The organism is Agrococcus sp. SCSIO52902 (genome assembly GCF_022983135.1).
Taxonomy (GTDB): domain Bacteria; phylum Actinomycetota; class Actinomycetes; order Actinomycetales; family Microbacteriaceae; genus Agrococcus; species Agrococcus sediminis.
In genome coordinates this window covers 2,040,353-2,063,925 of the sequence record NZ_CP095269.1, presented here as the reverse complement: position 1 = coordinate 2,063,925, position 23,573 = coordinate 2,040,353, and the positions used below count along the sequence as shown (strand labels likewise).

Below are 23,573 nucleotides of genomic sequence, written 5' to 3'. Positions count from 1 at the left end.
GTGCCCTTCGGCCGGATCCGCCGCTTCGTGCCCGTCGCCGGGCCTGCGGCTGTGACGGGCCTGCCCCGTTCGGATCTACTGCGCGGCTCGCGCCGCGGTTCTCCCGACCGCTCCCCGGTGATGGCCGGATCAGTGCGTGTGCCTGCGATCCTACCGCGACTCGCCCCGCAACGTCACGCTGCCGGCGCTCACGTCGACGTCGATCGTGGACGCCGCGCCCGCCTCGTCGGTGACGTCGATCGTCGCGTCGCCCGCCGAGGCGTCCTCGGTGACGTCGTAGGTGCCGTCGGGGATCGCGAGCTCGACGCTCCCGGCGCTCGCCGAGGCGACGATCGCGTCGGGCTGGTCGCCGGTGAGGGCCCCGACGATGCGGCCGGCGCTCACCTGCAGGTCGACGGTGCGCGCATCCGCGAGGTCGAGGCGCGCCTCGCCGGCCGACACGTCGAGGTCGAGCGAGGCGGCTGTGCCCGCGAGCTCCGCCGATCCGGCGCTGAGGTCGACCACCACGGCGCCCCACGAGCCGTCGGCCTCGAGGCTGCCGGCGGCGACCGACGCCTCGAGGTCGAGCTCGTCGCGCTCGAGGGCGGCCGGCAGCGTCAGCACCGCCCGCTCCTCGCCGGCGCGGTCGGCGAACATGATGCCGAAGCCGAACCAGCGCCAGCGCCGGTCGGCGTCGACGACGAGCGCGTCGCCGCTGCGCTCGAGCCGCCACTGCTGCACGGGACCGCCGTCGGTCGTGACGTCGAGGGTCGCCTCGTCGACGTCGGCGTAGCGCACCTGGAAGGCGGCCGCCGAGGTGTCGATGCGCAGCGCCGCGACGCCGTCGGCGTCGGCCGTCCAGCTCTGGCTGGTGGCGGCGTGGGCGGCGACGCCGCGCACGACGCCGCCGCCGATCGCGTAGACGGCGCCGAGCGAGCCGAGCACGATGAGCAGCACGCTGAGCCAGCGGCCGGGACGGGAGGGGGTCGTGATGGTCATCGGATGCCTCCGGGGGCGTCGGGAGCGCCGCCGCCGGTGCGGGGCGCGTCGAGGTGGGCGAGCACGGCGAGCACGCGGCGGTTGCCGTCCTCGGGCTCGAGCTCGAGCTTCTGGAAGACCGCGGTGATGTGCTTCTCGACACTGCCCGCGGAGACGTAGAGGCGGTCGGCGATCGCCTGGTTGGACGCGCCCTCCGCCATGAGGGCGAGCACCTGGCGCTCGCGAGGGGTGAGGCGCTCGGTGCGCGCGTCTCGGCGCCGCCGGGCGAGCAGCTGGCTCACGACCTCCGGGTCGAGCACCGTGCCGCCGGCGGCGACCTGCTCGACGGCGGCGAGGAAGTCGCGCACGTCGGCGACGCGGTCCTTGAGCAGGTAGCCGAAGCCGGCGGGGCCGCTCGCGATGAGGTCGGCCGCGTAGCGCTCCTCGACGTACTGCGACAGCACGAGCACGCGCGGGCGGTCGCCGCGGCTGCGGATGCCGATCGCGGCGAGGATGCCCTCGTTGGTGCGGGCCGGCGGCATCCGCACGTCGAGGATCGCGAGATCCGGGTCGGCCGCGGCGATCGCGGCCTCGAGCGCGGTGGCGTCGGGGAGCTGCGCGACCACGTCGTGACCGGCGTCGGTGAGGAGGCGGGCGATGCCCTCGCGGAGCAGCACGCTGTCCTCGCAGATCAGGATGCGCACGGGACGTCCACCTCGATCGCGGTCGGGCCCCCGACGGGGCTGGTCAGGGTGAGGGTGCCGCCGACGCCCGCGACGCGGTGCGCGAGGCCGTCGATGCCGCCGCCGGGCTGGCGCTCGGCGCCGCCGATGCCGTCGTCCTCGACGCGGGCCCAGAGCGACGGCGGGGCGTCGGCGGGCTGGCGGGTGCGGATGGCGACGCGGATGCGGCTGGCGCGCGCGTGCTTGTGGGCGTTCGTCAGCGCCTCGGCGATCGCGAAGTAGACCGCGGTCTCGGCGTCGCGAGAGCAGCGGCGCTCGATGCGCGCGTCGACCTCGACGGGGATGGCGCTGCGGGCGGCGAGCGCCGACACCGCCGCGTCGAGCCCACGGTCGTCGAGCACGGCGACGTGGATGCCGCGGGCCAGCTGCCGCAGCTCGGTGACGGCCGCCTTCGACGACGCGTGAGCCTCGTCGACGAGCCGGCGCGCGCCCTCGGGGTCGGTGTCGATGCGGTCGCGGGCCATGCCGAGCTGCATCGCGATCGACACGAGCCTCGGCTGCACCCCGTCGTGGAGGTCGCGCTCGATCCGGGTGCGGTCGAGGTCGGCGGCGCGCACGGCGCCGTGGCGGCGCTCGCGCTCGGCGCGAGCCTCCTGCTCGAGCCGCGCCCGGTCGTCGGGCACGAGCAGCCCGAGGGTCACGTTGCGGTGGGCGATGGCGAGGCCGATCGTGCCCGCGACGCCGGCGGCGAGGGCCACGAGGCCCAGCAGCGGCGCCCACTCGACGGGGGCTGCGAGCGAGGTGAGCGGGATGGTCACGGTCTCGGCCTCGCCGAGGCCGGCGAGCGCGAGCGGGACGCCGAGCCCGACGAGCGACAGCAGCGGCAGCGTGAACGCGCCGAACAGGCTCGCGAGGAAGAAGCTGAGCAGCGCCCGCCAGTGCGCGCCGTCGGAGACGATGCGCAGGAGCGTGTGCGGCACCCGCAGCCAGTCGGTGCGGCCGGAGCGCCGCAGCACCGCCGGCGGCACGGGCGCGCCGTAGAGGCCGGCGACGCGCTCGCGCTCGAACCACGCGACCGCGAAGACAGCCAGGATCGCGAGCGCGAGCAGCAGCACGCCGACGAGCACGACGAGCGTCGCGACGCCGGTGCCGGCGAGGATGACGATGCCCGAGAGCGCGGGCAGGCCGACGGCGCCGAGGAGCGCGAGGTGCGCGATGGTCGCGAGCAGGGGGCGGATGCGGTGCATGGCTCCACGCTAGGACCGGGTCGAGCGCGCGGCACGGGGGATGCGCGCCGCACCTGCGGGGGCTATCCCCCGGTGGCCTCCCGCCGTCGCCTCCCGCCGTCGCCACAGCGCCCGGCGGTACCCTCGGCGCATGATCGACACCCGCACGAGATCCCGAGCGCCGCGCACCGCCGCGGCCGCGCTGCTCGCGGCCGCCGCCCTGCTGCTCGCCGGCTGCGGCAGCGCGACGGCGCCCGCGCCGACCGCCTCGCAGGCGCCGACGGAGTCGAGCGGCGCGGGCGAGCAGTCGCAGGCGCAGCAGTGCGCGCAGGTGATGGCCGACGTGCAGGCGATCGCGACCGACGTCGGCCGGGTCGGCGAGCTGCTCGCCGCGAACCCGCTGCAGGCGCTCGCGCTGCTCGCCGACGTCTCGGGCCGCGTGGGCGACCTGCAGACGAGCGTGAGCGACCCGGCGCTGCTCGAGCGCATCGGCGAGATCCAGGCCGGCTGGGAGGCGCTGCTGGCCGAGGCCGAGTCCTCGCTCGCCGCGGGCGACCCGGCCGGCGTCGAGCGGGTCACGGCGGGAGTGACGGAGCTGCTCGAGCAGGTCTCGTCGCTGCAGGAGTTCTGCGCGGGCACGGCATGAGCGCCCGCACCGCCCGCGGCGCGCAGGGCGCGCTGCTCGTCGCGCTCGCCCTGCTCACGACCGGCTGCGTGATCCTCCCGCCGCCGCTGCCGACGGCCGCCCCGCCCGTCGTCGCGACGCCGACCGCGACGCCCTCGGCCTCGAGCACCCCGGAGCCCACCCCGACACCCACCGCGACCGAGGCCGCGCCGAGCGAGCCCGCCCCGAGCGAGCCGCAGCCGACGGCCGAGGAGTGCGCCGCCGCCGACCAGGCGCTCGCCGCGATCGTCGAGCGCGCGACCGAGGTGCTCGACGCCGTGCCCGCGGACAGCAGCCCCGACTGGGCGGCGGCCGACGCCGTCGTCGCCGACCTGCCCGTGATGCGCGACGCGTTCATCGCCGAGACCACGAGCCCGGCGCTCGCCGAGAGCTTCCGGGAGCTCGACCAGCCGATCGCCGACCTCACCGAGGCCGTCGCATCGCGCGACGACCTGAGCGTCACGATCCTCTCCCCCATCGTGGCGCTCGCGGCGCCCTCGGCGCTGCTGCCCTGCGCCGGCGTGCTCTGACGCCGGCGCCGGCCGCCGCTCGTACGCTGGGCCCATGCAGGCTCCCCTCCTCGCGACGCTCGACGGCAGGCTCGTCGACGTCGCGCATCCGATCGTCCGCGCCGACGACCTCGGCGTCGTGCGCGGCGACGGCGTCTTCGACGCCACCCTCGTGCGCCTGGGCGCCGACGGCGCGCCGCACGTGCGCGACCGGCAGTCGCACCTCGACCGGCTCGAGCGCAGCGCGGCCATCCTGCAGCTGCCGGCCCCCGACCGCGCCGGCTTCGAGCGCGCGATCGACGCGCTCGTCGCGGCGTGGGACTTCGCCGCGCACCCCGAGGCGCTGATCCGGCTCGTGCTCACCCGCGGGCCCGAGTCGGGCGGCGACCCGACGGCCTTCGCGCTCATGGCGCCGCTCGCCGCATCCGCGATCCGCGAGCGCGAGCAGGGCGTCGCGATCACGCTCCTCGGCCGCGGGCACGACGGCGACGAGGTCGCCGCGATGCCGTGGCTGCTGCCGGCCGCGAAGAGCCTGTCGTACTCCATCAACATGGCGGCGAAGCGGCACGCGGTGCAGCACGGCTTCGACGACGTCGTCTTCGTCGCGCCGTCGGGCGCGCTCCTCGAGGGGCCCACGTCGACGCTCGTCATCGACCGCGGCGGCCGGCTGCTGACGCCGAAGCAGGACGGCATCCTCGCCTCCATCACGCTCGAGCAGCTCATGCGCGACGCGCCGCGCGAGCTGCAGGTGGCGTTCGCGTCGCTCACGCCCGACGACCTGCGGGCCGCAGACGGCGCCTGGCTGCTGTCGTCGGGCCGTCTGCTCGCGGCGGTCACGAGCGTCGACGGCGAGCCGCTCCCCCGCTCGCCGCTCGACGCCGAGCTGCGCCGCGTGCTCGACGTCTGAGACGACTGCGGCGTCCGGGGCGGCTGAGGGCCCGCGGTGTCAGCCGAGGCGCTCGACCTGGGCGCGCAGCAGCTGCTCGACCGCCTCGGGCGGCGCCACCTGGTGCACCACCGCGACGAGGAGTGCGCCGTGGGCGTCGGCCTCGACGACGAGGGATGCGACGGGCCCGGTGAGCAGCACCGTGGCGGTGTGCGCGCCGTCGCCGGTGCCGAGCGCGCCGGCCTCGGCGACCTCGCCGTCGCACGCGATGCCGAGGGCGTGGAGCGCGGTCGCGGCGGCGGCGGCCGCCGCTTCGGAGCCGTAGCGCAGCAGCACCACGTTCATCGGGCCGCCGGGCGCGGGCTCGGCCGCGAGCGCCACGAGCGCGGCCTCGGTCGCCGCGCCGTCGACGGCCTCGGCGGCGGCACCGCAGTCGCCGCCGATGCCGCGCGCGACGCCGAGGTGCGCGATGGCGTCGGCGGGCTCGACGACGGTGGACGGGGCGAGCCGCGTCCAGGCGGCCTCAGCCTCCCCGTCGGCGCCGCTCCAGCGCAGCGGGGGCAGCGCCGCGGGGTCTAGCAGCAGGTCGAGCAGCGCGGCGGGCTCGGCAGGCTCGGGGCCAGGGGTGGGCCGCGGCTCGGGAGGCGGCGTGGGCGCGGGCGTCGCGACGGGTGCGACGGAGGGCTCGGGCTCGGGCGCTGCGGGCGGCGATGCGGTCGGCGGTCCGTCGTAGTGCACGGTCGGCGCGGTCGGCCGCGGCACCCCCTCCGGCTGGCTGACCGGGCCTGCGAGCGGCGGGGAGACGACGGAGGCGTCCTGCGTCGGCAGCGGGGGCGGCGGCGAGACGGTGACGGGCGTCGGTGCCATCGGCCCGCACCCGGCGACCGCCGCGCCCGTGATGAGGGCCGCGGCGGCGGTCAGGATGCGAGACCCGCGCCTCATGGGGGACATGATCCGCCCCGACGGCGGCGAGCGCGAGAGGCGCGGCGTCAGACCGCCGGATCGTTGTGGATCCGTGATGCCGCGGCGATCGGCTCGAGTGCTTTGCGGACGGCCTGTGCCGCGGGCGGGCGGCCCGGCTCGTGCGTCCACGCGACGAGCGCGGCGCACGCGGCGGCGACGATCGCGACCGGCGCGACCGCGGCCGACGACGACTCCGGCAGCGCGTCGCGCTCGAGCGCGAGCGCGAGCGCGGCGCGGTCGACGAGCGGCTGCAGGTGCGCGGGGGCGCCGTCGCGCAGCGCCGGCTCCGCGCCCATCGCCGCCGCGTCGCGCAGGGCGGGCGGCGGCGTCGTGCCCCACGGCTGCACCGCGTGCGCGATGGCGTCGACGAGCCGGGCCAGCGCGTCCCGCTGCGGCACCGCATCCGCACCGCCCTGCTCGAGCGCGTCGGCGGCCCGCGCGATCGCCGCGTCGAGCGCGACCCAGAGCGCGTCGGCCTTCGAGGCGCAGTAGCTGAAGACGGTGCCGCGGGAGACGCCGGCGCGGCGCGCGATGTCGTCGACGCTCACCGCGTCGTAGCCCGCCTCGAGGAACAGCTCGAGGGCGGCCTCGTGGATCGTCGCGGCGTCGGACGCGCGCGGTCGTCCTGGGCCTCGCCTCGATGCCATGGGAATCCTCTCTCGCCGCTAATGTTGCACCCGGTACGACAACGAGCGCCACCCGGGCGCTCCCGAGGAGCCCCCGTGATCACCACCCCCGCGCGCCCGCGCACCAGCACCCGTCGCGTCGCCGCGGCCGCGACCGTCGGCACCGCGCTCGAGTCCTACGACTTCTACACCTATTCGTACTTCGCCGCATTCTTCGCCGGCCCGTTCTTCTTCTCGGCGCTCGGCGAGGCGGGCGCGCTGCTCGCCTCCTTCGCCACCATCGGCATCGCCTTCGTCGTGCGCCCGATCGGCGCGATCCTCTTCGGCCACCTCGGCGACCGCATCGGCCGCCGCTCGACGCTGCTCATCACGATCGCGCTCATGGGCGTCGCCACCGGCCTCGTCGGCCTGCTGCCGACGGGCGAGGACTGGGTGCTCTTCGGCGCCGTCGCGCTCGTGGTGCTGCGCATCGTGCAGGGCCTCTCGCTCGGCGGCGAGTGGGGCGGCGCGGTGCTGCTCGCCACCGAGCACGCCGACGCCCGCCGCCGGCCGTTCTTCGCGTCGCTGCCGCAGCTCGGCTCCCCCATCGGCTCCGTCGCCGCGGGTGGCCTCATGCTCGCGATGTTCTTCGGCCTGGGGCCCGAGGCCATGGCCGCGTGGGGCTGGCGCATCCCGTTCCTCATCGCCATCCCGCTCATCGCCGTCTCGCTCTACCTGCGCTGGTCGATCGACGAGACGCCGGTCTTCAAGGAGCTCGCCGCGACGGGCCAGCGCGAGAAGAACCCCGTCTGGGCCGCCGTGCGCACCCAGCCCGCGGCGTTCGGCGTCGCCATCCTCGTGGCGCTGCTCGGCATCGGCTCGTACTCGCTCATGAACACGTACACGATGGGCTACGGCGTGACCGCGCTCGGCTTCGACGAGATGCAGCTGCTCACGGCGGCCACCATCGGCGGCCTGCTGCAGTTCGTCACCGTGCCCGCGTTCGGCTGGCTCGCGACGCGCATCGGCTCGGCGCGCGTCGTGGCGCTCGGCGCCATCGGCACGCTGCTCATCGCCTTCCCCATCTACTGGCTGCTCGGCAGCGCCACCTTCGCGGTGCTCGTCGCGCTCATGGTGGTCGGCGGCATCCTGCCGACCGCGTCGTGGGCGGCGCTCGGCGGCACGATGCAGGAGCTGTTCCGCGGCCGCCACGCCTACTCGGCGCTCTCGGTCGCGTACGCGATCGCGGCGGTGCTGTCGGGCTTCATCCCGTCGATCACCGCCTGGCTCGGCACCGCGACCGACAGCGCGTGGTGGCACCCGGGCCTCGTGCTCGCGCTGCTCTCGGCGCTCACGCTCGTCGGTGCGCTCGCGGCCCAGCGGATGCGCCACCTCGGCGACGAGGACGCCGACGCCGCGCAGGCGGTCGTGCGCGAGGAGGCGCCCGCGCCGGTGTGATCGCGCGCGCCGCGCGCGACTGGGGCGGCTGCGCACGAGCGGGCACGGCGCGCCGGCCCCGGTCGGGCGCAGCCGCCCCGCTCGGCGGCGCGGGCGGCTCACGCGAGCGAGCGCGCCACCTCCACGGCGCGCGCCGCGTAGCCGCCGCCGAACAGCAGCGTGTGCACGAGCAGCGGCTGCAGCTGCTGCATCGGCACCCGCTCGCGCCAGCCGTCGGCGAGCGGCGAGGCCTCGTCGTAGGCGGCGAGCACCGTCTCGAGCCTCGGCAGCCCGAACAGCGCGAGCATCGCGAGGTCGGTCTCGGCGTGCCCGCCCTGCGCGTGCGGGTCGATGAGCACCGCGCCGGTGTCGACGTCGGACCACAGCACGTTCCCGCTCCACAGGTCGCCGTGGATGCGCGCGACGGCGCTCACGCCCGCGGGCTGGGGCGCGTCGAAGGCCCCGGCCGCCATGCGGTCGACCGCCCGCTCCACGACCCGCGCCCCGGACGCATCCAGCCGGCCGCGCTCGACGCACCGCTCGAGCACCGGTCGCACCGCGGTCGCGGCCCACGCCGCGCCCCAGGAGCCGGAGACGGGCTCGGCGGCCATCGGCACGCGCGACGAGCCCCACTCGAGCGGCGGCTGCGCCCCGCCCGGCGGGCAGCAGTGCCACGGCGCCCCGGCCGCGTGCAGCGCGGCGAGGCTGCGGCCGAGCGCCTCGGCGCGCGCCGGCGTCGGCGGCGCCTCCGCCACGCGCGCCACGTGCAGCGCGCCGCCGGCGAGGCGCGCCCGCGCGATCCGCGTGCCGCCGGCGGCCTCGGCCTCGGCGAGCCACGCGAGGCCCGCCGCCTCCATGGCGAGCGCGTGCGCCGCGTCGGCGGGAGCGCGCTTCACGACGTCCATCCCGCCACCCTGGCACGCCCTCCTGGCAGGCCGGCCGAGGCGGCGCGCGTAGCGTGGTCGCATGCCCGTTTCGCGCACGCCCGCTCCCCTCTGGCTCTGGATCGTCGCCGCGGCGTGCTTCGCGGGCGCGGCGCTGCTGCAGGAGGACGCCCTGACCCGCACGCTCTTCCTCGTCGCGGCCGGCGCGCTCGCCGTCACGGCGCTCCTGCAGTGGCGGATGCGCCGCGGCCGCTGAGCGGCGGAGTCCGGGACGGGCGGGCCTAGACTGGCCCGAGCAACAACCAGGCATCACGCCGAGACAGCGCTCGGCACCGACGCGATGCCGCGCACATCGAAAGCGAGACGCCATGAGCGCCATGCCCACCACGCCCGGGATCCCGGAGCGCCCCGCCCTCGAAGGCCTCGAGGCCAAGTGGGGCCAGCAGTGGGAGGAGGCCGGCACCTACCGCTTCGACGGCGCCGGGCTCGACCGCGACGCGATCTACTCGATCGACACGCCGCCGCCGACCGCATCCGGCTCCCTGCACGTCGGCCATGTGTTCTCGTACACGCACACCGACCTCATCGCCCGGTTCCAGCGCATGCGCGGCAAGCACGTCTTCTACCCGATGGGCTGGGACGACAACGGCCTCCCCACCGAGCGCCGCGTGCAGAACTACTACGGCGTGCGCGTCGACCCGACGCTCGCCTACGACCCCGACTTCACGCCCCCGCAGGAGGGCGGCGAGGGCAAGAGCTCGAAGGCCGCCGACCAGGTGCCCGTCTCCCGCCGCAACTTCATCGAGCTGTGCGAGCGCCTCACCGAGGAGGACGAGGAGAAGTTCGAGCACCTGTGGCGCACGCTCGGACTCTCGATCGACTGGTCGCAGACCTACCGCACGATCTCGGACGACGCGCGACGCACCTCGCAGCTCGCGTTCCTGCGCAACCTCGAGCGCGGCGAGGCGTACCAGGCGGATGCGCCGACGCTGTGGGACGTGACGTTCCGCACCGCCGTGGCCCAGGCCGAGCTCGAGGACCGCGACCAGCCCGGCGCGTACCACACCCTGCTCTTCACGAGCGGCGACGGCGACCTGCGGATCGAGACGAGCCGCCCGGAGCTGCTCCCCTCCTGCGTGGCCGTGGTCGCGCATCCGGACGACGAGCGCTACCAGCACCTCTTCGGCACGACGGTGACGACGCCCGTCTTCGGCGTCGAGGTGCCGTTCGTCGCGCACGAGCTCGCGCAGCAGGCCAAGGGCACGGGCGTCGCGATGATCTGCACCTTCGGCGACGTCACCGACGTCACCTGGTGGCGCGAGCTCGACCTGCCGAACCGCTCGGTGATCGGCTTCGACGGCCGGTTCGCCGCCGAGGCGCCCGAGGCGCTGTCGTCGCCCGAGGCGCAGGCGGCGTACGCCGAGATGGCCGGCAAGACGGTCTTCAGCGCGCGGAAGGCGATCGTCGAGCAGCTGCAGGCCTCGGGCCGCATGATCGGCGACCCGAAGCCCATCCAGCACCCGGTGAAGTTCTACGAGAAGGGCGACAAGCCGCTCGAGATCGTCTCGACCCGCCAGTGGTACATCCGCAACGGCGGCCGCGACGAGCAGCTGCGCGAGCGCCTCGTGGAGCACGGCCGCGAGATCGCCTGGCACCCTGAGCACATGCGCACGCGCTACGAGAACTGGGTGCACGGCCTCAACGGCGACTGGCTGATCTCGCGCCAGCGCTTCTTCGGCGTGCCGATCCCCGTCTGGTACGCGCTCGACGAGGAGGGCCAGACCGACTTCGACCGCGTGCTGCTCCCCCGCCCCGACCAGCTGCCGCTCGACCCGACCAGCGACGTGCCCGACGGCTACGAGGCCGCGCAGCGCGGCGTGCCCGGCGGCTTCGTCGGCGAGGTCGACATCATGGACACCTGGGCGACGTCGTCGCTCACCCCGCAGCTCGCGGGCGGCTGGGCCGACGGCGCCGACCGCTGGCAGCAGCTGACGCCGTTCGACCTGCGCCCGCAGGGCCAGGACATCATCCGCACGTGGCTGTTCTCGACGCTGCTGCGCTCGATGTTCGAGGACGGCCGGGCGCCGTGGAAGCACGCCGCGCTCTCGGGCTGGATCCTCGACCCCGACCGCAAGAAGATGTCGAAGTCGAAGGGCAACGTCGTCACGCCGCTCGGCATGCTCGAGGAGCACGGCTCCGACGGCGTGCGCTACTGGGCCGCCTCGTCGCGGCTCGGCGTCGACGCGACGCTCGACCCGCAGAACCCGAAGATGATCAAGATCGGCCGCCGCCTGGCGATGAAGGTGCTGAACGCGGCGCGCTTCGTGCTGTCGATGGAGGGCGCGCCGGGCGAGGTCACCGAGCGGCTCGACCGCGAGATGCTCGCCGAGCTCGCCGCGGTCGTGCGCGTCGCGACGCGCGCGTTCGAGGGCTACGACCACGCGAAGGCGCTCGAGGCGACCGAGGCGTTCTTCTGGACCTTCTGCGACGACTACCTCGAGCTCGTCAAGGAGCGCGCCTACTCGGGCGACGAGGCCGGCCGCGGCTCGGCGATCGCCGCGCTCCGCACCGCGATCGACGTGCAGCTGCGGCTGCTGGCCCCGTTCCTGCCGTTCGCCACCGAGGAGGTCTGGTCGTGGTCGCACGACGGCTCGATCCACCTCGCCGCCTGGCCCGACGCCTCCGAGGTCGGCGACGGCAGCGGTGCGACGGGCATGCTGCAGACCGTGGGCCAGGCGCTCATCGGCATCCGGCGGGCGAAGACGGATGCGAAGGCGAGCCAGAAGACGCCCGTCGCGTCGGCGGTCGTGGCGGTCCCCGCCGCGCTGCGCGAGCACCTCGAGGCGGCCGCCGCCGATCTTCGGGCCGTGGGCCGCATCCGCGAGCTGACGCTCGTCGAGGCCGACGAGCTCGCCGTCGGCGACATCGTGCTCGAGGAGGCCTGATGCAGATCGGCACCCGCTGGGCCGTCGGCGGCGAGCCGCCCCAGTCGGTGCCGATCGCGATGCGCGCGGCGATCGACGACGAGGAGCGGGCGCTCGCGGAGCTCGGCGCCGACACCGCTGCCTGGCGCTGGACGCTGACGTGGCTCGAGGGCCTGCCCGTCGTCGAGCTCGACGACGGCACCACCATCCGGCTCGACGGCGACGACGTGCTGGTCACCCGCGAGGACTGACGCCGCGACGCGGCGGAACGACAACAGGGCCCCAGGCGACTGCCTGGGGCCCTTCTCCTTGCACGGAGGTCTGGGGGCGCTAGCGCATCGGGCGCGTCAGGATCTGCGCCATCGCGTAGCTGTCCTGGACGACGGCGATGGGCATGGTCACGGGGTGGGCGTCGTGCTTCGGCATGGTGTCTCCTCTGGTGGCGGTGCTCCCGATCAGTCGATCGGGAAGGCGTTGAACTGGATCTGGATGCGGTGGACCGGGTCGGTCGGGTCGTCGGCGTCGGCGCGGCGGGCGGCGGCGATGCGCTCGCGGATCAGCCGCTCGACGTCGCGGGTCAGGCGCCGCAGCTCGCTCGCGGGCAGGCTCGCGGAGCGGGAGGAGACGCGGGCGGCGTCGAGCGTCGGCTCGTCGTAGCGCTCCTCGCCGCCGGCGATGTAGGCCGCGAGCAGCGCGCGGTCGTGCTCGGTCCAGGCGTGCAGCACGGTGGCGGATGCGGCGCGGCCCTCGGGCGCGTCGGCGAGCTCCTTCGTCCACACCTCGACCTCGTCGATCGCGCGGCGCCACCACCGCTCGCGCGCGGTGCCGCGCTCGGCGTCCTCGGCGATGTAGCCCGTCGCCTCGAGCTGGCGCAGGTGATAGCTCGTCGAGCCGGTCGACTCGCCGAGCGCCGCCGCGAGCGACGAGGCGGTCTGCGGGCCCTGCGTGGTGAGCACGTGCAGGATGCGCACGCGCAGCGGGTGCGCGAGGGCGCGCAGGCTGTCGAGGGAGAGGCTGGGGGGATCGACGGCCGCCGGGGCCTCGCTCTCGCCGCCGGATCCGTCGACGGCGGCGTCGAGCATGGATCCAGCATACCCTTTGCAAAGGAGTCTTTGCAAAGGGTATCTGGACTGCGTCAGCCTCCCCGACGCGGAGGGCGCGCCGACTGCTCGAAGCGACCGCTCCGGCACGCGTTCATCGCCGGTCGGCTGCCGCCAGCGTGGGTGGATTCGGTCCGCTGGACCCGTCATCGTCGACCGCGCCGTGCACCGGGTGGCTGCGCTCGAGGGCAGCGCCCTCGACGTCGACGTCGGGAAGCATCCGGTCGAGCCACTTCGGCAGCCACCACGCCTTCTCCCCGAGCAGGTGCATCACGGCAGGCATCAGCATGAGTCTCACCACGAACGCGTCCAGCAGCACGCCGGCGGCGAGACCGAACCCGATCGGGCGCACCAGGGCGATGTGCGAGAACACGAAGCCGCCGAAGACAGAACCCATGATGATCGCGGCCGCGGTGACGACCGCGCGTCCGTTGCGGAGGCCAGCGACGACCGCCAGCCGCGCGGGGACTCCATGGACGAACGCCTCACGCATGCCGGAGACCAGGAACAGCTGATAGTCCATCGCGAGTCCGAACAGCACGCCCATCAGGACGACGGGTGCGAAGTTCAGCACTGGCCCCGGGCTGTGGACGCCGAACAGGGATCCGAGCCAGCCCCACTGGTAGATCGCGACGACCGCACCGAACGCGGCGAACAGCGACAGGACGAAGCCGGCCGTCGCGACCAGCGGCACGAGGATCGAGCGGAAGACGAGCACGAGGATGAGGAAGGAGAGGCCGACGACCAGCGTCAGGTACACCGGCAGCACGCCGGCGAGCTTCTCGGAGATGTCGATGTTGCCGCTCGCCTGGCCTGCGACGCCGAGCTCGACGCCATTCAGCGGCGAGAGCCCGCGCAGATCGTGCACGAGCTGCTCGGTCGACTCGCTCGACGGCCCATCGATCGGCACCACCTGGAAGGCGAGGTAGTCGCGGTCGTCGGAGACGCCCACGGGCGCCACGGCGATGACCTCGTCCTGCTCGAGGAACTGGTCCGCCAGGTCGGCTTGGAGTGCGACGACATCGTCTTCGGAGATCGCCTCGGGCAGCGCGGCAGTGACGAGCAGCGGGCCGTTCTGGCCGGCGCCGAAGGCCTCGGCCGCGGACGTGTACGCGCGATACTGCGTCGAGTCGAGAGGTTCGGACGATCCGTCCGGCATGCCGAGCCTCATCGAGAGCGCCGGGATCGCGACGATGAGCAGGACGACGATCGCGAGCGCGGCGCGGACCAGGGCCCGCGATGTCTTCATGGGCTTCAGGTCCGGGCGCGCGTGCGACTCGTGCCCGATCTGGCCCCGAGCACGCCTGTGGAGCACGCGGGATCCGACGAGGCCCAGCAAGGCCGGCGTCAGCGTCACCGCGATCAGGACCGCCACGAGGACGCATGCGGCCGCGACGGTGCCCATGACTCCTACGAATGGGATCCCCGTGACGTTCAGGGCGAGGAGGGCGACGAGCACCGTCGAGCCGGCGAAGACGACAGCGTTGCCCGAAGTCCCGTTCGCGAGCGGGATCGACTCGTCCAGGTCGATGCCGGCGAGCAGCTGCTGCCGGTGGCGGTTGATGATGAACAGCGCGTAGTCGATTCCCACCGCGAGGCCGAGCATCATCCCGAGCACCGGCGTTGCGGATGACATCTCGACGACGCCCGACATCGCGAGCGAGCCGGCCACGCCCACGCCCACGCCGATGAGGGATGACACGATCGGCAGCATCGCCGGCAGCAACGCGCGGAGCATGAGCACGAGCACGAGCAGGGCGAGCCCGACGCCCACGATCTCGCCGACGCCGACAAGCCCCTCGACGGCGGTGGCGATGGCCGCCGAGTAGTAGTCGACCTGCACTCCGTCGATCTCGGCGCCGTCGATCTGGGCGGTCACCGCGGTGACCACCTCGGCGGGGATCGAGAAGAGGTCGTCCTCGAACAGCACGGCGCCGATCGCTGTCTCGCCGCCCTCCGACACGGTGCGGATGCCGGACGCAGCGTCGACGAGCCGCTGCGCGTCCTCGAGCTGGGCGCGCCCATCCGCGAGCTCCGCCGTGGCCGCCTCCAGCTCGCCGCGCTGAGCCGCGAGCTGAGCCGCGCCGGCATCGAGCTCAGCCTGCTGTGCGTCGAGCTGCGCCGCGGCGAGCTCGTAGGTCCCGGCGGCTCTCGCCGCCTCGACGGCCGCTGCGAGCTGCGCCTGCGCCGAGTCGAGCTGTGACTGCGCAGTCTCGAGCTGGGCGGCCCCCGCGTCGAGCTGCTGCTGCGCCGCGTCCAGCTGCGCTACGCCGTCTCGGAGCTGCTGCTCCTGGTCTCCGCGATCCGCCTCGGCCGCGAACGGCTCCACGACCTCGGCAACGCCTTCGATCCCGCCGATGCCCTCCATCAGCTCAGCGATCTCCCGCTGCTGCACCTCGGTGAAGGCGGACCCGCCCTCGGTCCGGAGCACGACCGTGCCGGTGCCCCCGCCGAGCTCGCCCAGCTCCTCGGTCAGCCGCTCGGTGACACGCTCCGTCTCCGTGCCCGGGATGCTCATGCTCGAGGTGAGCGTGCCGCCGAACGAGAGGAATGCCCCGACCGCGAGCGCAAGCGCGACAAGCCACCCGACGATCACCGCCCAGGGCCGCCGTGCGGCGAATCGACCCAGGCGATAGAGGAGTTCAGCCACGGTGGGGGGCCTTTCATCGAAGGTGGGGGCAGCGGCGCGTTCTCGGGCCGCAATCGAGGATAGCCGACATCTGTCGGAGATCGGACGCACGCCCGCCGGCGCCGCGGTCTCGCGCGTCGGAGTGCGAGAATCACCGCATGGATGTCCGCATCGAGCGCACTCGCCGGTCACTGCAGGAGGCGCTCTTCGACCTGGCCCGGGATCGGCCCCTCGAGGAGCTGACGGTCGCTGACATCGCCCAGCGGGCCGGCGTGAATCGGAGCAGCTTCTACCAGCACTATGCGGACAAGGAGACCCTGCTGGCCGACGCCCTCGACACCGCGGTCGAGCGGGCCGGCGCGTTCCTGCCCGAGACCATCACCGCTCCCGACGGCCCGCAGCGCGCGCTCATCGCGTACCTGCGGCACATCGATGAGCGCGCGGACGTGTACCGGCGCGTGCTCGGCCGTCACGGCTCGGCCGCGGTGGCGGCCCGGCTGCGTGACCGCATCGAGGCGGTCGCGCGCGAGGGCCTCGCCAGGATGGGAGCGCAGGCGTTCGAGGGGGTTCCGCCCGACGTCGTCAGCGCAGGCGTCGCCGGCTCCGCCCTCGGTGTCATCGAGACGTGGCTCGCGCGAGACCCCCGGCCCAGCATCGAGATCGCCGCGGAGTGGGTGTGGCGGGTCCTGGTCGGCGTCGGCGACGCCCTCGAGCAGCCACAGGAATCCCGCGCGCCGCTCGCGCGACCGGGCGTGGGGTCGGTACTCCGCGGCCCAACACCCTTCGGACCGACATGATCGCACCCTCCGATCACCGCCGCTGCAGTGTGCGTCAGCGACGGCTGCGCACGTCTGGCAGGAGCGTCCGTAGCGAGCGTCCGCGGATCGCGCTGGCCCAGACTCCGGCGCCGTATGCCGCGTCGTCGAGTCGTCGCGCGAGCGCGAACCGCACAGGGTCGAGGCGAGGGCGCGTCCGCATGAGCTCCCAGGTCGTGTCGGCGACGACGGCCACGGCCGCCGCTCGGCGCACCCGGCGCGAGACGAGGCATCCGATCGCCGTCAGCGGCCACCAGTGCCGCAGCAGCAGGGCGAAGCCCTGGGCGATCGCGTTGACGAAGCCGTAGCTGGTGAGGCGTGCGGCCAGGCGGTGGGGATGGCGCACGGAGGGCGCGCGGCGTCCGATGCGCCATGCGGTGACGACGAGAAGACCCGCCGCGACCGGCAGCGACCAGCGCCGCTGTGCCATCAGCGCGAGCAGCACGCCCGCTGCCCAGGGCGGGAGCACGGCCGGTGCGATGTTGCGCGGGTGTCGCACCGCGAGCAGCCCTGCACCGGTGCCGTAGAACAGCTTGCGACCGAGCCACGCGCGCAGCGTCGCGCGGTGATCGTGCCGTACGACCGCCTCCGGCGCGTAGCGCACTCGGTGGCGGGACTCGACGAGCCTCCAGACGAGGTCAACGTCCTCCGCGACGCGCATCGTCGCGTCGAAGCCCCGTCCGAGCGCCTCGACGCGCGCGGCGAGGCAGGCAGCGGGCAGCCACGTCACGCGAGAGCGAGGTCGTACGATCGCTGCCTCGTGGCCGACGTCCAAGGAGGATCTCGCTTCCTCGTAGCGCGTGATCCAGTTCGCCCCGGGACTGTCGAGCCCCAGCACGCGCGGGGCGACCATCGCGAGGCGCGGATCGGCGAAGTGGCGCAGCAGGAGCGGCACGACGCCCGCCTCGACGACCACGTCGGAGTCGACGAACACCACGAACGGCGTCGTCACCCGGGCGAGTCCGGCGTTGCGGGCACCCGCTGGACCGGTGTTCTCATCGAGGACGACCAGCTCGGCACCGTGGCGCGCCGCGACCGAGGCGACCGGTTGGGGGTCGACGGAGGCGTCATCGACGACGATGACGCGCAGCCCTCCGAGGGAGTCGAGGAGGCGGGCGAGCTGCGTCGCGCGGTCACGCACCGGCACGACGACAGTCGCGAGGGCGGTGCTGACCTCCGGCAACGATTCGATGACGGGCTCGGCGATGCCGGCGTCGAGGAAGTGGTCGGCGAGCGCGCGGGACGCGGCGTCCGTGACCGTCACCAGGTCGCCGTCCAGGTGCGAGCGAGCGCGCGGCGTCAGCGCCACGATGCGGATGGGCGAGCCGCCGACGAGCACCGCGCCGTCATCGATGACACGCGTGTGCCGGCCGAGCCGCACACTGATGCCGCCGGGCAGCGCCGGGGCTCCCGGCGCCCTCACCCGATCGCTCCGGCGGTGGGCACGGATGCCGCGGAGCCATGCTCGCCCCCGCGCACTGCGCACCCGCGTGCGTCGACCCGGCCGGAGCGCAGCCGCGCCCAGGCATCGGCCATCATTGCTGCCAGCAGCGCCTCCCCCTCCGCGGCGGACGCCTCTCGGGGATCGCCCAGGACGCCGTTCGGCGCGACGTGCTGAACGCCTGAAGCACGCAGCTCTGCCATGATCTGGCCGATCGGCCTCCTCTCGCCAGACTCCATCCGGTCCTCGCGCACGCGCGACGCGTCGAGAGCGCGCACGAGCGAGGTCTCGGAGCGCCCTGCGTGGGCGTCGATCGGCACGCCCATCCCGACCGCTGCGGCACCAGGGGTGCACGGCACCCAGACCACCGACCGTCCCTCGCCGATCAATGTCGGCACCGCCGCAGTCAGAGCCTCGACGTTGCCCCCGTGCCCGTTGACGAACACAAGTCGCTCGGCCCACTCGCCCGCTGACCGACCGAGCTCGACGAGCAGCGCCGTCAGCGCGTCCGTGCCGATGGAGAGCGTGCCGGGGAAGCCGCGGTGCTCGCCGCTGGCGCCGAACGCGACCGCCGGGGCCGTGACAGCGTCCACGTGCTCGGCACGGTGACGGTCGACGAGCGCTTCGGCGACGACCGAGGCGATGACCATGTCGGTGTCGAGCGGCAGATGTGGTCCGTGCTGCTCGGTGGAACCGACTGGCACGAGGACGACCGGACGCCCGACGTCGGGCCACGGACGGTCGACGAGGCGCGGCACACCGGGGACGGTCACGCGACGGCCTCAGCGCTCACCGGTACCGACGGCGTCGGGGGGCGAGCCTCCGGCGTCGGGCGCCGCGCTCCGCGAGGTGGTGCGTGCTGCGCGAGCGGCGGGATTGCGTGCCGCAGCATTGCGCCCGGAGGCCTCGGGCTGCCCGCCGAGCTCCCGCCGGAACCCCTGCGGGATGTGGAAGTCCTCCGGCGACAGCTCAGCGACAGACCGATGCCCCAGCCCCAGCACCGCCGAGTCGAGCCCACTCCGAAGGATGTCGAGCACGTTCTCGACACCCGACTGTCCGTTCGCGGCGAGGCCCCAGAGGTACGCGCGGCCGATCATGACGGCCCGAGCGCCGAGAGCGAGCGCCTTCGCGACGTCCGACCCTCGCCGCACGCCCCCGTCGAGCAGCACCTCGACCTGCCCGCCCACGGTCTCAGCGATGCCGGGCAGCATCCTGATGGACGCCGGCGTGCTGTCGAGGTTGTTGCCGCCGTGGTTCGACACCGAGATCGCGGTCACGCCGGCATCGACCGCGCGCTTCGCGTCGTCGATGCGCGACACACCCTTGAGCATGAACGGCCCGCCCCACTGCTCACGGAGCCAGGCGACGTCCTCCCAGCTCGGCGGGGGCGTCGACATCCACTCGCCGTAGGCGCCGAAGAACGTGGGTGCGGGGCCGCCGTCGGCCGGCGCGAGGTTCGGCGTCCTGAGGTCGGGCACCCGTCCGGTCTTCAGGAAGTCGAACAGCCACGCGGGCTTCACGATCGCCTGCGGCGCGAACCGCATGGCGGCCATGAGCGTGAGCCTCTCCGGGATCCAAGGGCTTCCCCAGTCTCTCCCGTGCGAGAACGACCAGTCGAGCGTGGCGATGAGTCCCTTCGCCCCGGCCGCCCGCGCGCGGTCGAGCCGGTGCACCATCGCCTCCCGTGTACCGCTCCAGTACACCTGGAACAGCGTGTTCGGGTTGGCGGCGGCGACCGCCTCGACCGGCTTCGACGCGAACGAGCTGAGGCCCATGATCGTCCCGCGGTTCGCGGCGGCGCGAGCGACCGCGACCTCGCCGTCGGGGTGGACCGCCTGCACGCCCGTCGGCGAGATGACCACGGGCAGCGAGATCGGGATCCCCATCACGGTGGTGTCGAGCGTTCGTTCGGCTTGGTGCCCGGCGACGTGCGGCGCGAACTGCAGCTCGGCGAAGGCTCGCGAGTTGTCCTCGATGGTGGCGCCGCGCTCGGAGCCGGCCACCAAGGCGCCGTACACCGATCGCGGCAGGCGCCGCTCGGCTCGTCGCTGGGCCGCCGCCACCGTCTCGAACCACGTGGTGCTCATCGTGCGTCCCCTTCCGCGGGTGTGTTCGTCATCTCATCGTCTGCTGCTGGTGCCGCGTGGTACCGCCGCTGCTGGGTCATGCGGCGAACATCGCGCTCACCGCCGGCGCCACCGCCCGGAAGTCGTGCACCACGTGCAACGTCCCCCGACCGAGTCTCGCGAGATCGCGCCCGAGCTCGACATCCCGCTCGCCGCTCGCGTCGAGGAGCACGTCGAGTCGAGGCAGCCGCGCAGCGAACGCGCGCGGATCGGGCCCCGCATTGTGCACGCAATCCGATAGCAGCACGACTCGGGCGTCCCGCACCCGTCCCCCCGTGAGCCGCCTCGCCGCGAGCTCGAGCGGGAAGGCCACGTTCGTCAAGCCCTGCGTAGGGATCCGCATGATCGCGTCGAGCAGGTTCAGTGGCTTCACCGGCTGACCGAGATCGAGCAGGATGGCGGCATCCGACCAGAATGCGATCACCGCGAGGTCGTCGTGCACGAGCTCGGCCGCGAGCGCACCCACCGTCGCGGCGGCCGTCGCGATCCGTTCGCCCTTCATCGAGCCCGACACGTCGACCGCGAGGACGACCGATCGCTTCGTCCGGATGCGGTCGCGGACCACGATGTCCTCGTCCTCCGGCACCGGTCGCTCGGCGAGCACCTCGATCGTCTTGTCGAGGTCGATCTCGTCGGACCCGCCGCGATAGGGCAGGCTCCCGAGCTCGCCGATGCCGCGCCGGCCGGTCGCAGCGCGCCGCGGCCGGCGCACCGACAAGCGCGCGGCGATCTGCAGAGCGCGCGCCCGAGCCACGGGGTCGGTCGCGGGATCCGCGTCGGGCAGCACGAGACGCGCCTCCTCGTCCGTGAACGTGGTCGCCGCACTGCCCTGCTGCGCCTTCGCCTCGGGCGCCCGCGAGTCGCCCGGCGCATGCTCGGCGCGGAAGAGCATACCGCCGGCGCCGGATGTCGCATCGAACACGGTGGGCTCCTCGTCGAGTCGCTTCGGCTTGCGCTTCAGGGGCGCTCCCTCGGTCGCGCGCCGGTCCGGCCGGTCGCGCTGCAACGGCCCCTCGGCGGGCACGGCCCTTCAGCCGGGCGCCGCCGCGGCGGGCTCGAGGATGAACCGGTCCTCCCAGATCTCGCGAAGCACCCGCTCGGGCGTCGTCTCGATCGCCTCGTCGAGGTGGATGCGCCCCGAGAGGGCGACGACCATGGCGTCGAACACGAGCTCCGGATAGCCCTCGTCATCGGGCGAATGGATGCCGCGCAGCTGCGCGAGCTGCTCGGCGACGAGCACGAGGTCGATCGCGCCTCGCACGCTCGACCCCTGGCGCACGCCGGGGTGCCGCCGCGTCGCGCGGGTCACCGCGACGGCGTCCTCGGTGAGCCGCTCGCCCACGCCGCCCGCTGCACCGGTGCGCAGCGCGACGATGCGCTCCTCGCTCGGCGCATCCTGGTAGCCGATCGCGAGCCGGTTGAGTCGGTCGTGCACGCTCGTCGACAACCGGATCGTGCCCATGTTGTCGTACGGGTTCATCGAGGCGATGACGCGGAACGTCGGCTTCGCCCGGATGCGACCCACGCGCGGGATGGCGATCGATCGATCGGCCATCGCCGTGAGCAGCGCGTTCAGCGTGTCCTCCGGCGCCCGGTTGAACTCCTCGATGTAGAGGAAGCCGCCGTCGCGCATGGCCTCGACGAGCGGTCCGGCGACGAAGTTCTCGGCGCTGTAGTCCTCCTTCAGCACCCGGGCGGGGTTGTGGTGGCCGACGAGCTTCGCGGGCGTGAGGTCGGCATTGCCCTCCACGAAGAGCAGCGGGATTCCCCACTCCTCGGTGATCGTGGTGAGCATCGTCGTCTTGCTCGTGCCGGGCGGCCCCTCGAGCAGGATGTCACGCCCGGCCGCAACGGCCGCGAGCGTGAGCTCGAGCTCGCGCTCGCGGCCGACGATGCGCGAGGCGATGCGCGCGCGACTGACCGCGAGCCGACTCGGCTCGCCGTCGGTTCGAGCGATCTCGTCCGTCACGACCCGGCTCACTTCTGCGTCGACCCCGCGTCCACCGGAAGCGTGACGCCCGTGACGTATCTGGCCTCATCCGAAGCGAGCCAGAGCACTGCGTTGGAGATGTCGATCGGCTCGACCCAGGGAATGGGCAGGGCATTGGTCGCCCGGAACCGTTCGCTGACCCGCTCGCGCGTGCGTTCGGCTCGCGCCAGATCTGGCGCGAAGAGTCCATAGATGGTCTCGTTCTGGATCATGTCGGTGTCGACACTGGTCGGATGCACGCTGTTCACGCGGATCATGTCGGACGCCAGCTCGAGCGCGAGCGTGCGCATGAGCCCGACCACACCGTGCTTGGCCGACACGTAGTGCGCGAAGTTCGGGGCACCCTGGAGTCCGGCGACCGAGCTCGTGATGATGATCGATCCGCCGCCCGCGGCCCTCAGATGGGGGATGGCGACCTTGCACGTGCGCCACACGCCGGAGAGGTTGACGTCGATCATGTCTCCCCACTGCTCCTCGCTGAGCGCCTCGGTCGTTGCCGTCGAGAAGATGCCTGCGTTCGCCGCGACGATGTCCAGCCGACCGAGCTCTGCCACGCCCGCGTCGACCGCCGCGCGCAGTGCCTCGCCGTCACGCACGTCGGCCTTGCGTGCCACGATGCGCCGGTCGAGCGCCTCGACCTGTCGAACTGTCTCGTCGAGGTCTTCGGGCGCGGCCATCGGGTACGGCACCGTCGACATCTGCTCGACGATGTCGACCGCGATGATGTCGGCACCTTCCTGCGCCATGCGCAGGGCGTGGCTGCGCCCCTGTCCGCGTGCCGCACCCGTCACGAATGCGACCCTGCCTTCGAGCCGTCCCATGATGTCCTCCTTTTGATCGTGCGCTTCGTGGTTCAGTTCGCGTCGACGTTCACTTCGCAGCCGCGCCGGCATCGACCGGGAGCGTGACGCCCGTGATGTACCTGGCCTCGTCGGACGCGAGGAACAGCACGGCGTTCGAGATGTCGACGGGCTCGACCCACGGGATCGGCAGCGCGTTCATGAGCTTCGCCGCCTCGCCGAAGTCCTCGAGCGTCGGGTTGTCGAGGTCCGGGCGGAACAGCCGGAACGTGGCCTCGTTGTTGACCATCGGTGTGTTCACCGTCGTCGGGTGGACGCTGTTGACGCGGATCATGTCCGGTGCCAGCTCGAGCGCGAGGGTGCGCATGAGCCCGACGACACCGTGCTTGGCGGCGACGTAGTGCCCGATGTTCTCGATCGCGTACAGGCCCGCGTCGGAGCTGGTGAGGATCATCGATCCGCCGCGCCCGCCGGCCCGGATGTGCGGGATGGCCGCCTTGCAGGTGCGCCAGACGCCGGAGAGGTTGATGTCCTGCATGTTGGCCCACTCGTCGTCGGGGATGTCCTCCGCCTTGTTGAACGCGCCGGCGATGCCGGCGTTCGCCGCGACGATGTCGAGGCGGCCGAGCTCGGCGACGCCCTTGTCGACGACTGCCCTCAGCTGCTCGAAGTCGCGCACGTCGGCTTTCTCGGCAACGATCCGCCGGTCGAGTGCCTCGACCGCCCGCACGGTCTCGGCGAGGTCCTCCTCGGTCGACGGGGGGTAGCGGTTCTCCGGGATCGCCTCGCAGATATCGATCGCGATGATGTCGGCGCCCTCCTGCGCGAGCCGGATCGCATGCGACCGCCCTTGACCTCGCGCAGCGCCCGTGATGAACGCGACCTTGCCTTCCACTCGCCCAGGCATGGCTTCTCCTCCTTGTTGGTGCTCGTC

The 23,573-nt window shown here is 73.7% G+C and carries 23 protein-coding genes; 8 read left to right on the top strand and 15 right to left on the bottom strand.

Features of this window, described 5'->3' with window-relative positions; all coding sequences use genetic code 11:
* Positions 1-150 precede the first annotated feature (150 nt).
* Genes MU522_RS10165 through MU522_RS10155 form a run of 3 tightly spaced genes read right to left on the bottom strand, consistent with a single transcriptional unit; the run spans position 151 to position 2,887 of the window.
* The gene (locus MU522_RS10165; RefSeq protein ID WP_246990858.1) at positions 151-978 is read right to left on the bottom strand and encodes a DUF4097 family beta strand repeat-containing protein; all 828 of its coding nucleotides are present in this window, start codon (positions 976-978) and stop codon (positions 151-153) included.
* Positions 975-1,661 carry a response regulator transcription factor gene (locus MU522_RS10160; RefSeq protein ID WP_246990857.1) on the bottom strand — a complete coding sequence of 229 codons (687 nt, stop codon included), beginning with the start codon at positions 1,659-1,661 and terminating at the stop codon, positions 975-977. The genes MU522_RS10165 and MU522_RS10160 overlap by 4 nt, the downstream gene beginning before the upstream one ends.
* Positions 1,649-2,887 (bottom strand): histidine kinase, encoded by a 1,239-nt coding sequence (locus MU522_RS10155; RefSeq protein WP_246990856.1) that lies wholly within the window; start codon positions 2,885-2,887, stop codon positions 1,649-1,651. Before MU522_RS10155 ends, MU522_RS10160 begins: the two co-directional genes overlap by 13 nt.
* A gap of 130 nt (positions 2,888-3,017) precedes the next feature.
* Between MU522_RS10155 and MU522_RS10150 the strand changes: the two genes are divergently transcribed.
* From MU522_RS10150 to MU522_RS10140, 3 genes are read left to right on the top strand one after another with little or no spacing between them, the layout of a single operon-like run.
* Positions 3,018-3,512: a hypothetical protein gene (locus tag MU522_RS10150; protein ID WP_246990855.1), complete on the top strand. Its 495-nt coding sequence runs from the start codon at positions 3,018-3,020 to the stop codon at positions 3,510-3,512.
* Positions 3,509-4,060 (top strand): hypothetical protein, encoded by a 552-nt coding sequence (locus MU522_RS10145; RefSeq protein WP_246990854.1) that lies wholly within the window; start codon positions 3,509-3,511, stop codon positions 4,058-4,060. Before MU522_RS10150 ends, MU522_RS10145 begins: the two co-directional genes overlap by 4 nt.
* 34 nt (positions 4,061-4,094) lie before the next feature.
* Positions 4,095-4,946 carry an aminotransferase class IV gene (locus tag MU522_RS10140; RefSeq protein ID WP_246990853.1) on the top strand — a complete coding sequence of 284 codons (852 nt, stop codon included), beginning with the start codon at positions 4,095-4,097 and terminating at the stop codon, positions 4,944-4,946.
* Positions 4,947-4,985: 39 nt separating this feature from the next.
* Here MU522_RS10140 and MU522_RS10135 read toward each other — a convergent pair whose 3' ends face one another.
* Together MU522_RS10135 and MU522_RS10130 are read right to left on the bottom strand one after the other, a co-directional pair.
* Positions 4,986-5,867 carry a hypothetical protein gene (locus MU522_RS10135; protein WP_246990852.1) on the bottom strand — a complete coding sequence of 294 codons (882 nt, stop codon included), beginning with the start codon at positions 5,865-5,867 and terminating at the stop codon, positions 4,986-4,988.
* A 47-nt stretch (positions 5,868-5,914) separates the two neighbouring features.
* Positions 5,915-6,535, bottom strand: coding sequence for a TetR/AcrR family transcriptional regulator (locus MU522_RS10130; protein WP_246990851.1), 621 nt, complete (start codon positions 6,533-6,535; stop codon positions 5,915-5,917).
* A gap of 75 nt (positions 6,536-6,610) precedes the next feature.
* On the opposite strand from MU522_RS10130, the gene MU522_RS10125 reads away from it, so the two are divergent.
* Positions 6,611-7,951 (top strand): MFS transporter, encoded by a 1,341-nt coding sequence (locus tag MU522_RS10125; protein ID WP_246990850.1) that lies wholly within the window; start codon positions 6,611-6,613, stop codon positions 7,949-7,951.
* Between the two features lie 98 nt (positions 7,952-8,049).
* Here the strand turns inward: MU522_RS10125 and MU522_RS10120 are convergent, their stop codons facing one another.
* The gene (locus MU522_RS10120) at positions 8,050-8,835 is read right to left on the bottom strand and encodes a fructosamine kinase family protein (protein WP_246990849.1); all 786 of its coding nucleotides are present in this window, start codon (positions 8,833-8,835) and stop codon (positions 8,050-8,052) included.
* 61 nt (positions 8,836-8,896) lie between these two features.
* Between MU522_RS10120 and MU522_RS10115 the strand changes: the two genes are divergently transcribed.
* The 3 genes from MU522_RS10115 (at position 8,897) to MU522_RS10105 (ending at position 11,989) form a co-directional block, all read left to right on the top strand.
* A complete protein-coding gene (locus tag MU522_RS10115; RefSeq protein WP_192575929.1) occupies positions 8,897-9,070 on the top strand; it encodes a hypothetical protein in 174 nt (57 codons plus the stop codon).
* 112 nt (positions 9,071-9,182) lie between these two features.
* Positions 9,183-11,759: a valine--tRNA ligase gene (gene valS, locus MU522_RS10110; protein ID WP_246990848.1), complete on the top strand. Its 2,577-nt coding sequence runs from the start codon at positions 9,183-9,185 to the stop codon at positions 11,757-11,759.
* Positions 11,759-11,989 carry a hypothetical protein gene (locus tag MU522_RS10105; protein WP_246990847.1) on the top strand — a complete coding sequence of 77 codons (231 nt, stop codon included), beginning with the start codon at positions 11,759-11,761 and terminating at the stop codon, positions 11,987-11,989. The genes valS and MU522_RS10105 overlap by 1 nt, the downstream gene beginning before the upstream one ends.
* A gap of 204 nt (positions 11,990-12,193) precedes the next feature.
* Here MU522_RS10105 and MU522_RS10100 read toward each other — a convergent pair whose 3' ends face one another.
* Positions 12,194-12,820: a helix-turn-helix domain-containing protein gene (locus MU522_RS10100; protein WP_246990846.1), complete on the bottom strand. Its 627-nt coding sequence runs from the start codon at positions 12,818-12,820 to the stop codon at positions 12,194-12,196.
* Positions 12,821-12,932: 112 nt separating this feature from the next.
* Positions 12,933-15,578, bottom strand: a complete 2,646-nt coding sequence (locus MU522_RS10095) for an MMPL family transporter (RefSeq protein ID WP_246990845.1) — start codon at positions 15,576-15,578, stop codon at positions 12,933-12,935.
* A 47-nt stretch (positions 15,579-15,625) separates the two neighbouring features.
* Here MU522_RS10095 and MU522_RS10090 point away from each other — a divergent pair, with 47 nt between their 5' ends.
* Positions 15,626-16,264: a TetR/AcrR family transcriptional regulator gene (locus tag MU522_RS10090; protein ID WP_246990844.1), complete on the top strand. Its 639-nt coding sequence runs from the start codon at positions 15,626-15,628 to the stop codon at positions 16,262-16,264.
* Between the two features lie 34 nt (positions 16,265-16,298).
* Here MU522_RS10090 and mftF read toward each other — a convergent pair whose 3' ends face one another.
* From mftF to MU522_RS10055, 7 genes are all read right to left on the bottom strand, one after another.
* Entirely contained in the window at positions 16,299-17,705 is a 1,407-nt protein-coding gene (gene mftF / locus MU522_RS10085; protein ID WP_246990843.1) for a mycofactocin biosynthesis glycosyltransferase MftF, read from the bottom strand.
* Complete coding sequence (mftE, locus tag MU522_RS10080; RefSeq protein WP_246990842.1) at positions 17,702-18,496, bottom strand: mycofactocin biosynthesis peptidyl-dipeptidase MftE; 795 nt, start codon at positions 18,494-18,496, stop codon at positions 17,702-17,704. Before mftE ends, mftF begins: the two co-directional genes overlap by 4 nt.
* Positions 18,497-18,505: 9 nt before the next feature.
* A complete protein-coding gene (mftD, locus tag MU522_RS10075) occupies positions 18,506-19,810 on the bottom strand; it encodes a pre-mycofactocin synthase MftD (RefSeq protein WP_246990841.1) in 1,305 nt (434 codons plus the stop codon).
* A gap of 76 nt (positions 19,811-19,886) precedes the next feature.
* Positions 19,887-20,873 carry a VWA domain-containing protein gene (locus tag MU522_RS10070; RefSeq protein ID WP_246990840.1) on the bottom strand — a complete coding sequence of 329 codons (987 nt, stop codon included), beginning with the start codon at positions 20,871-20,873 and terminating at the stop codon, positions 19,887-19,889.
* Positions 20,874-20,879: 6 nt separating this feature from the next.
* Complete coding sequence (locus tag MU522_RS10065; protein WP_246990839.1) at positions 20,880-21,818, bottom strand: MoxR family ATPase; 939 nt, start codon at positions 21,816-21,818, stop codon at positions 20,880-20,882.
* Positions 21,819-21,826: 8 nt separating this feature from the next.
* On the bottom strand, positions 21,827-22,732 hold the full coding sequence (locus tag MU522_RS10060) for a mycofactocin-coupled SDR family oxidoreductase (protein ID WP_281439996.1): 906 nt from the start codon (positions 22,730-22,732) through the stop codon (positions 21,827-21,829).
* Complete coding sequence (locus tag MU522_RS10055) at positions 22,710-23,546, bottom strand: mycofactocin-coupled SDR family oxidoreductase (RefSeq protein WP_246990838.1); 837 nt, start codon at positions 23,544-23,546, stop codon at positions 22,710-22,712. The genes MU522_RS10060 and MU522_RS10055 overlap by 23 nt, the downstream gene beginning before the upstream one ends.
* Between the last annotated feature and the right edge of the window lie 27 nt (positions 23,547-23,573).

What these genes read in the sequence shown, in the direction of transcription:
- MU522_RS10165 (WP_246990858.1), bottom strand. Translation starts at nt 978, where the DNA reads ATGACCATCACGACCCCCTCCCGTCCCGGCCGCTGGCTCAGCGTGCTG.
- MU522_RS10155 (WP_246990856.1), bottom strand. Translation starts at nt 2,887, where the DNA reads ATGCACCGCATCCGCCCCCTGCTCGCGACCATCGCGCACCTCGCGCTC.
- MU522_RS10150 (WP_246990855.1), top strand. Translation starts at nt 3,018, where the DNA reads ATGATCGACACCCGCACGAGATCCCGAGCGCCGCGCACCGCCGCGGCC.
- MU522_RS10145 (WP_246990854.1), top strand. Translation starts at nt 3,509, where the DNA reads ATGAGCGCCCGCACCGCCCGCGGCGCGCAGGGCGCGCTGCTCGTCGCG.
- MU522_RS10140 (WP_246990853.1), top strand. Translation starts at nt 4,095, where the DNA reads ATGCAGGCTCCCCTCCTCGCGACGCTCGACGGCAGGCTCGTCGACGTC.
- MU522_RS10135 (WP_246990852.1), bottom strand. Translation starts at nt 5,867, where the DNA reads ATGAGGCGCGGGTCTCGCATCCTGACCGCCGCCGCGGCCCTCATCACG.
- MU522_RS10130 (WP_246990851.1), bottom strand. Translation starts at nt 6,535, where the DNA reads ATGGCATCGAGGCGAGGCCCAGGACGACCGCGCGCGTCCGACGCCGCG.
- MU522_RS10120 (WP_246990849.1), bottom strand. Translation starts at nt 8,835, where the DNA reads ATGGACGTCGTGAAGCGCGCTCCCGCCGACGCGGCGCACGCGCTCGCC.
- MU522_RS10115 (WP_192575929.1), top strand. Translation starts at nt 8,897, where the DNA reads ATGCCCGTTTCGCGCACGCCCGCTCCCCTCTGGCTCTGGATCGTCGCC.
- valS (WP_246990848.1), top strand. Translation starts at nt 9,183, where the DNA reads ATGAGCGCCATGCCCACCACGCCCGGGATCCCGGAGCGCCCCGCCCTC.
- MU522_RS10105 (WP_246990847.1), top strand. Translation starts at nt 11,759, where the DNA reads ATGCAGATCGGCACCCGCTGGGCCGTCGGCGGCGAGCCGCCCCAGTCG.
- MU522_RS10100 (WP_246990846.1), bottom strand. Translation starts at nt 12,820, where the DNA reads ATGCTCGACGCCGCCGTCGACGGATCCGGCGGCGAGAGCGAGGCCCCG.
- MU522_RS10090 (WP_246990844.1), top strand. Translation starts at nt 15,626, where the DNA reads ATGGATGTCCGCATCGAGCGCACTCGCCGGTCACTGCAGGAGGCGCTC.
- mftD (WP_246990841.1), bottom strand. Translation starts at nt 19,810, where the DNA reads ATGAGCACCACGTGGTTCGAGACGGTGGCGGCGGCCCAGCGACGAGCC.
- MU522_RS10060 (WP_281439996.1), bottom strand. Translation starts at nt 22,732, where the DNA reads ATGCCGGCGCGGCTGCGAAGTGAACGTCGACGCGAACTGAACCACGAA.
- MU522_RS10055 (WP_246990838.1), bottom strand. Translation starts at nt 23,546, where the DNA reads ATGCCTGGGCGAGTGGAAGGCAAGGTCGCGTTCATCACGGGCGCTGCG.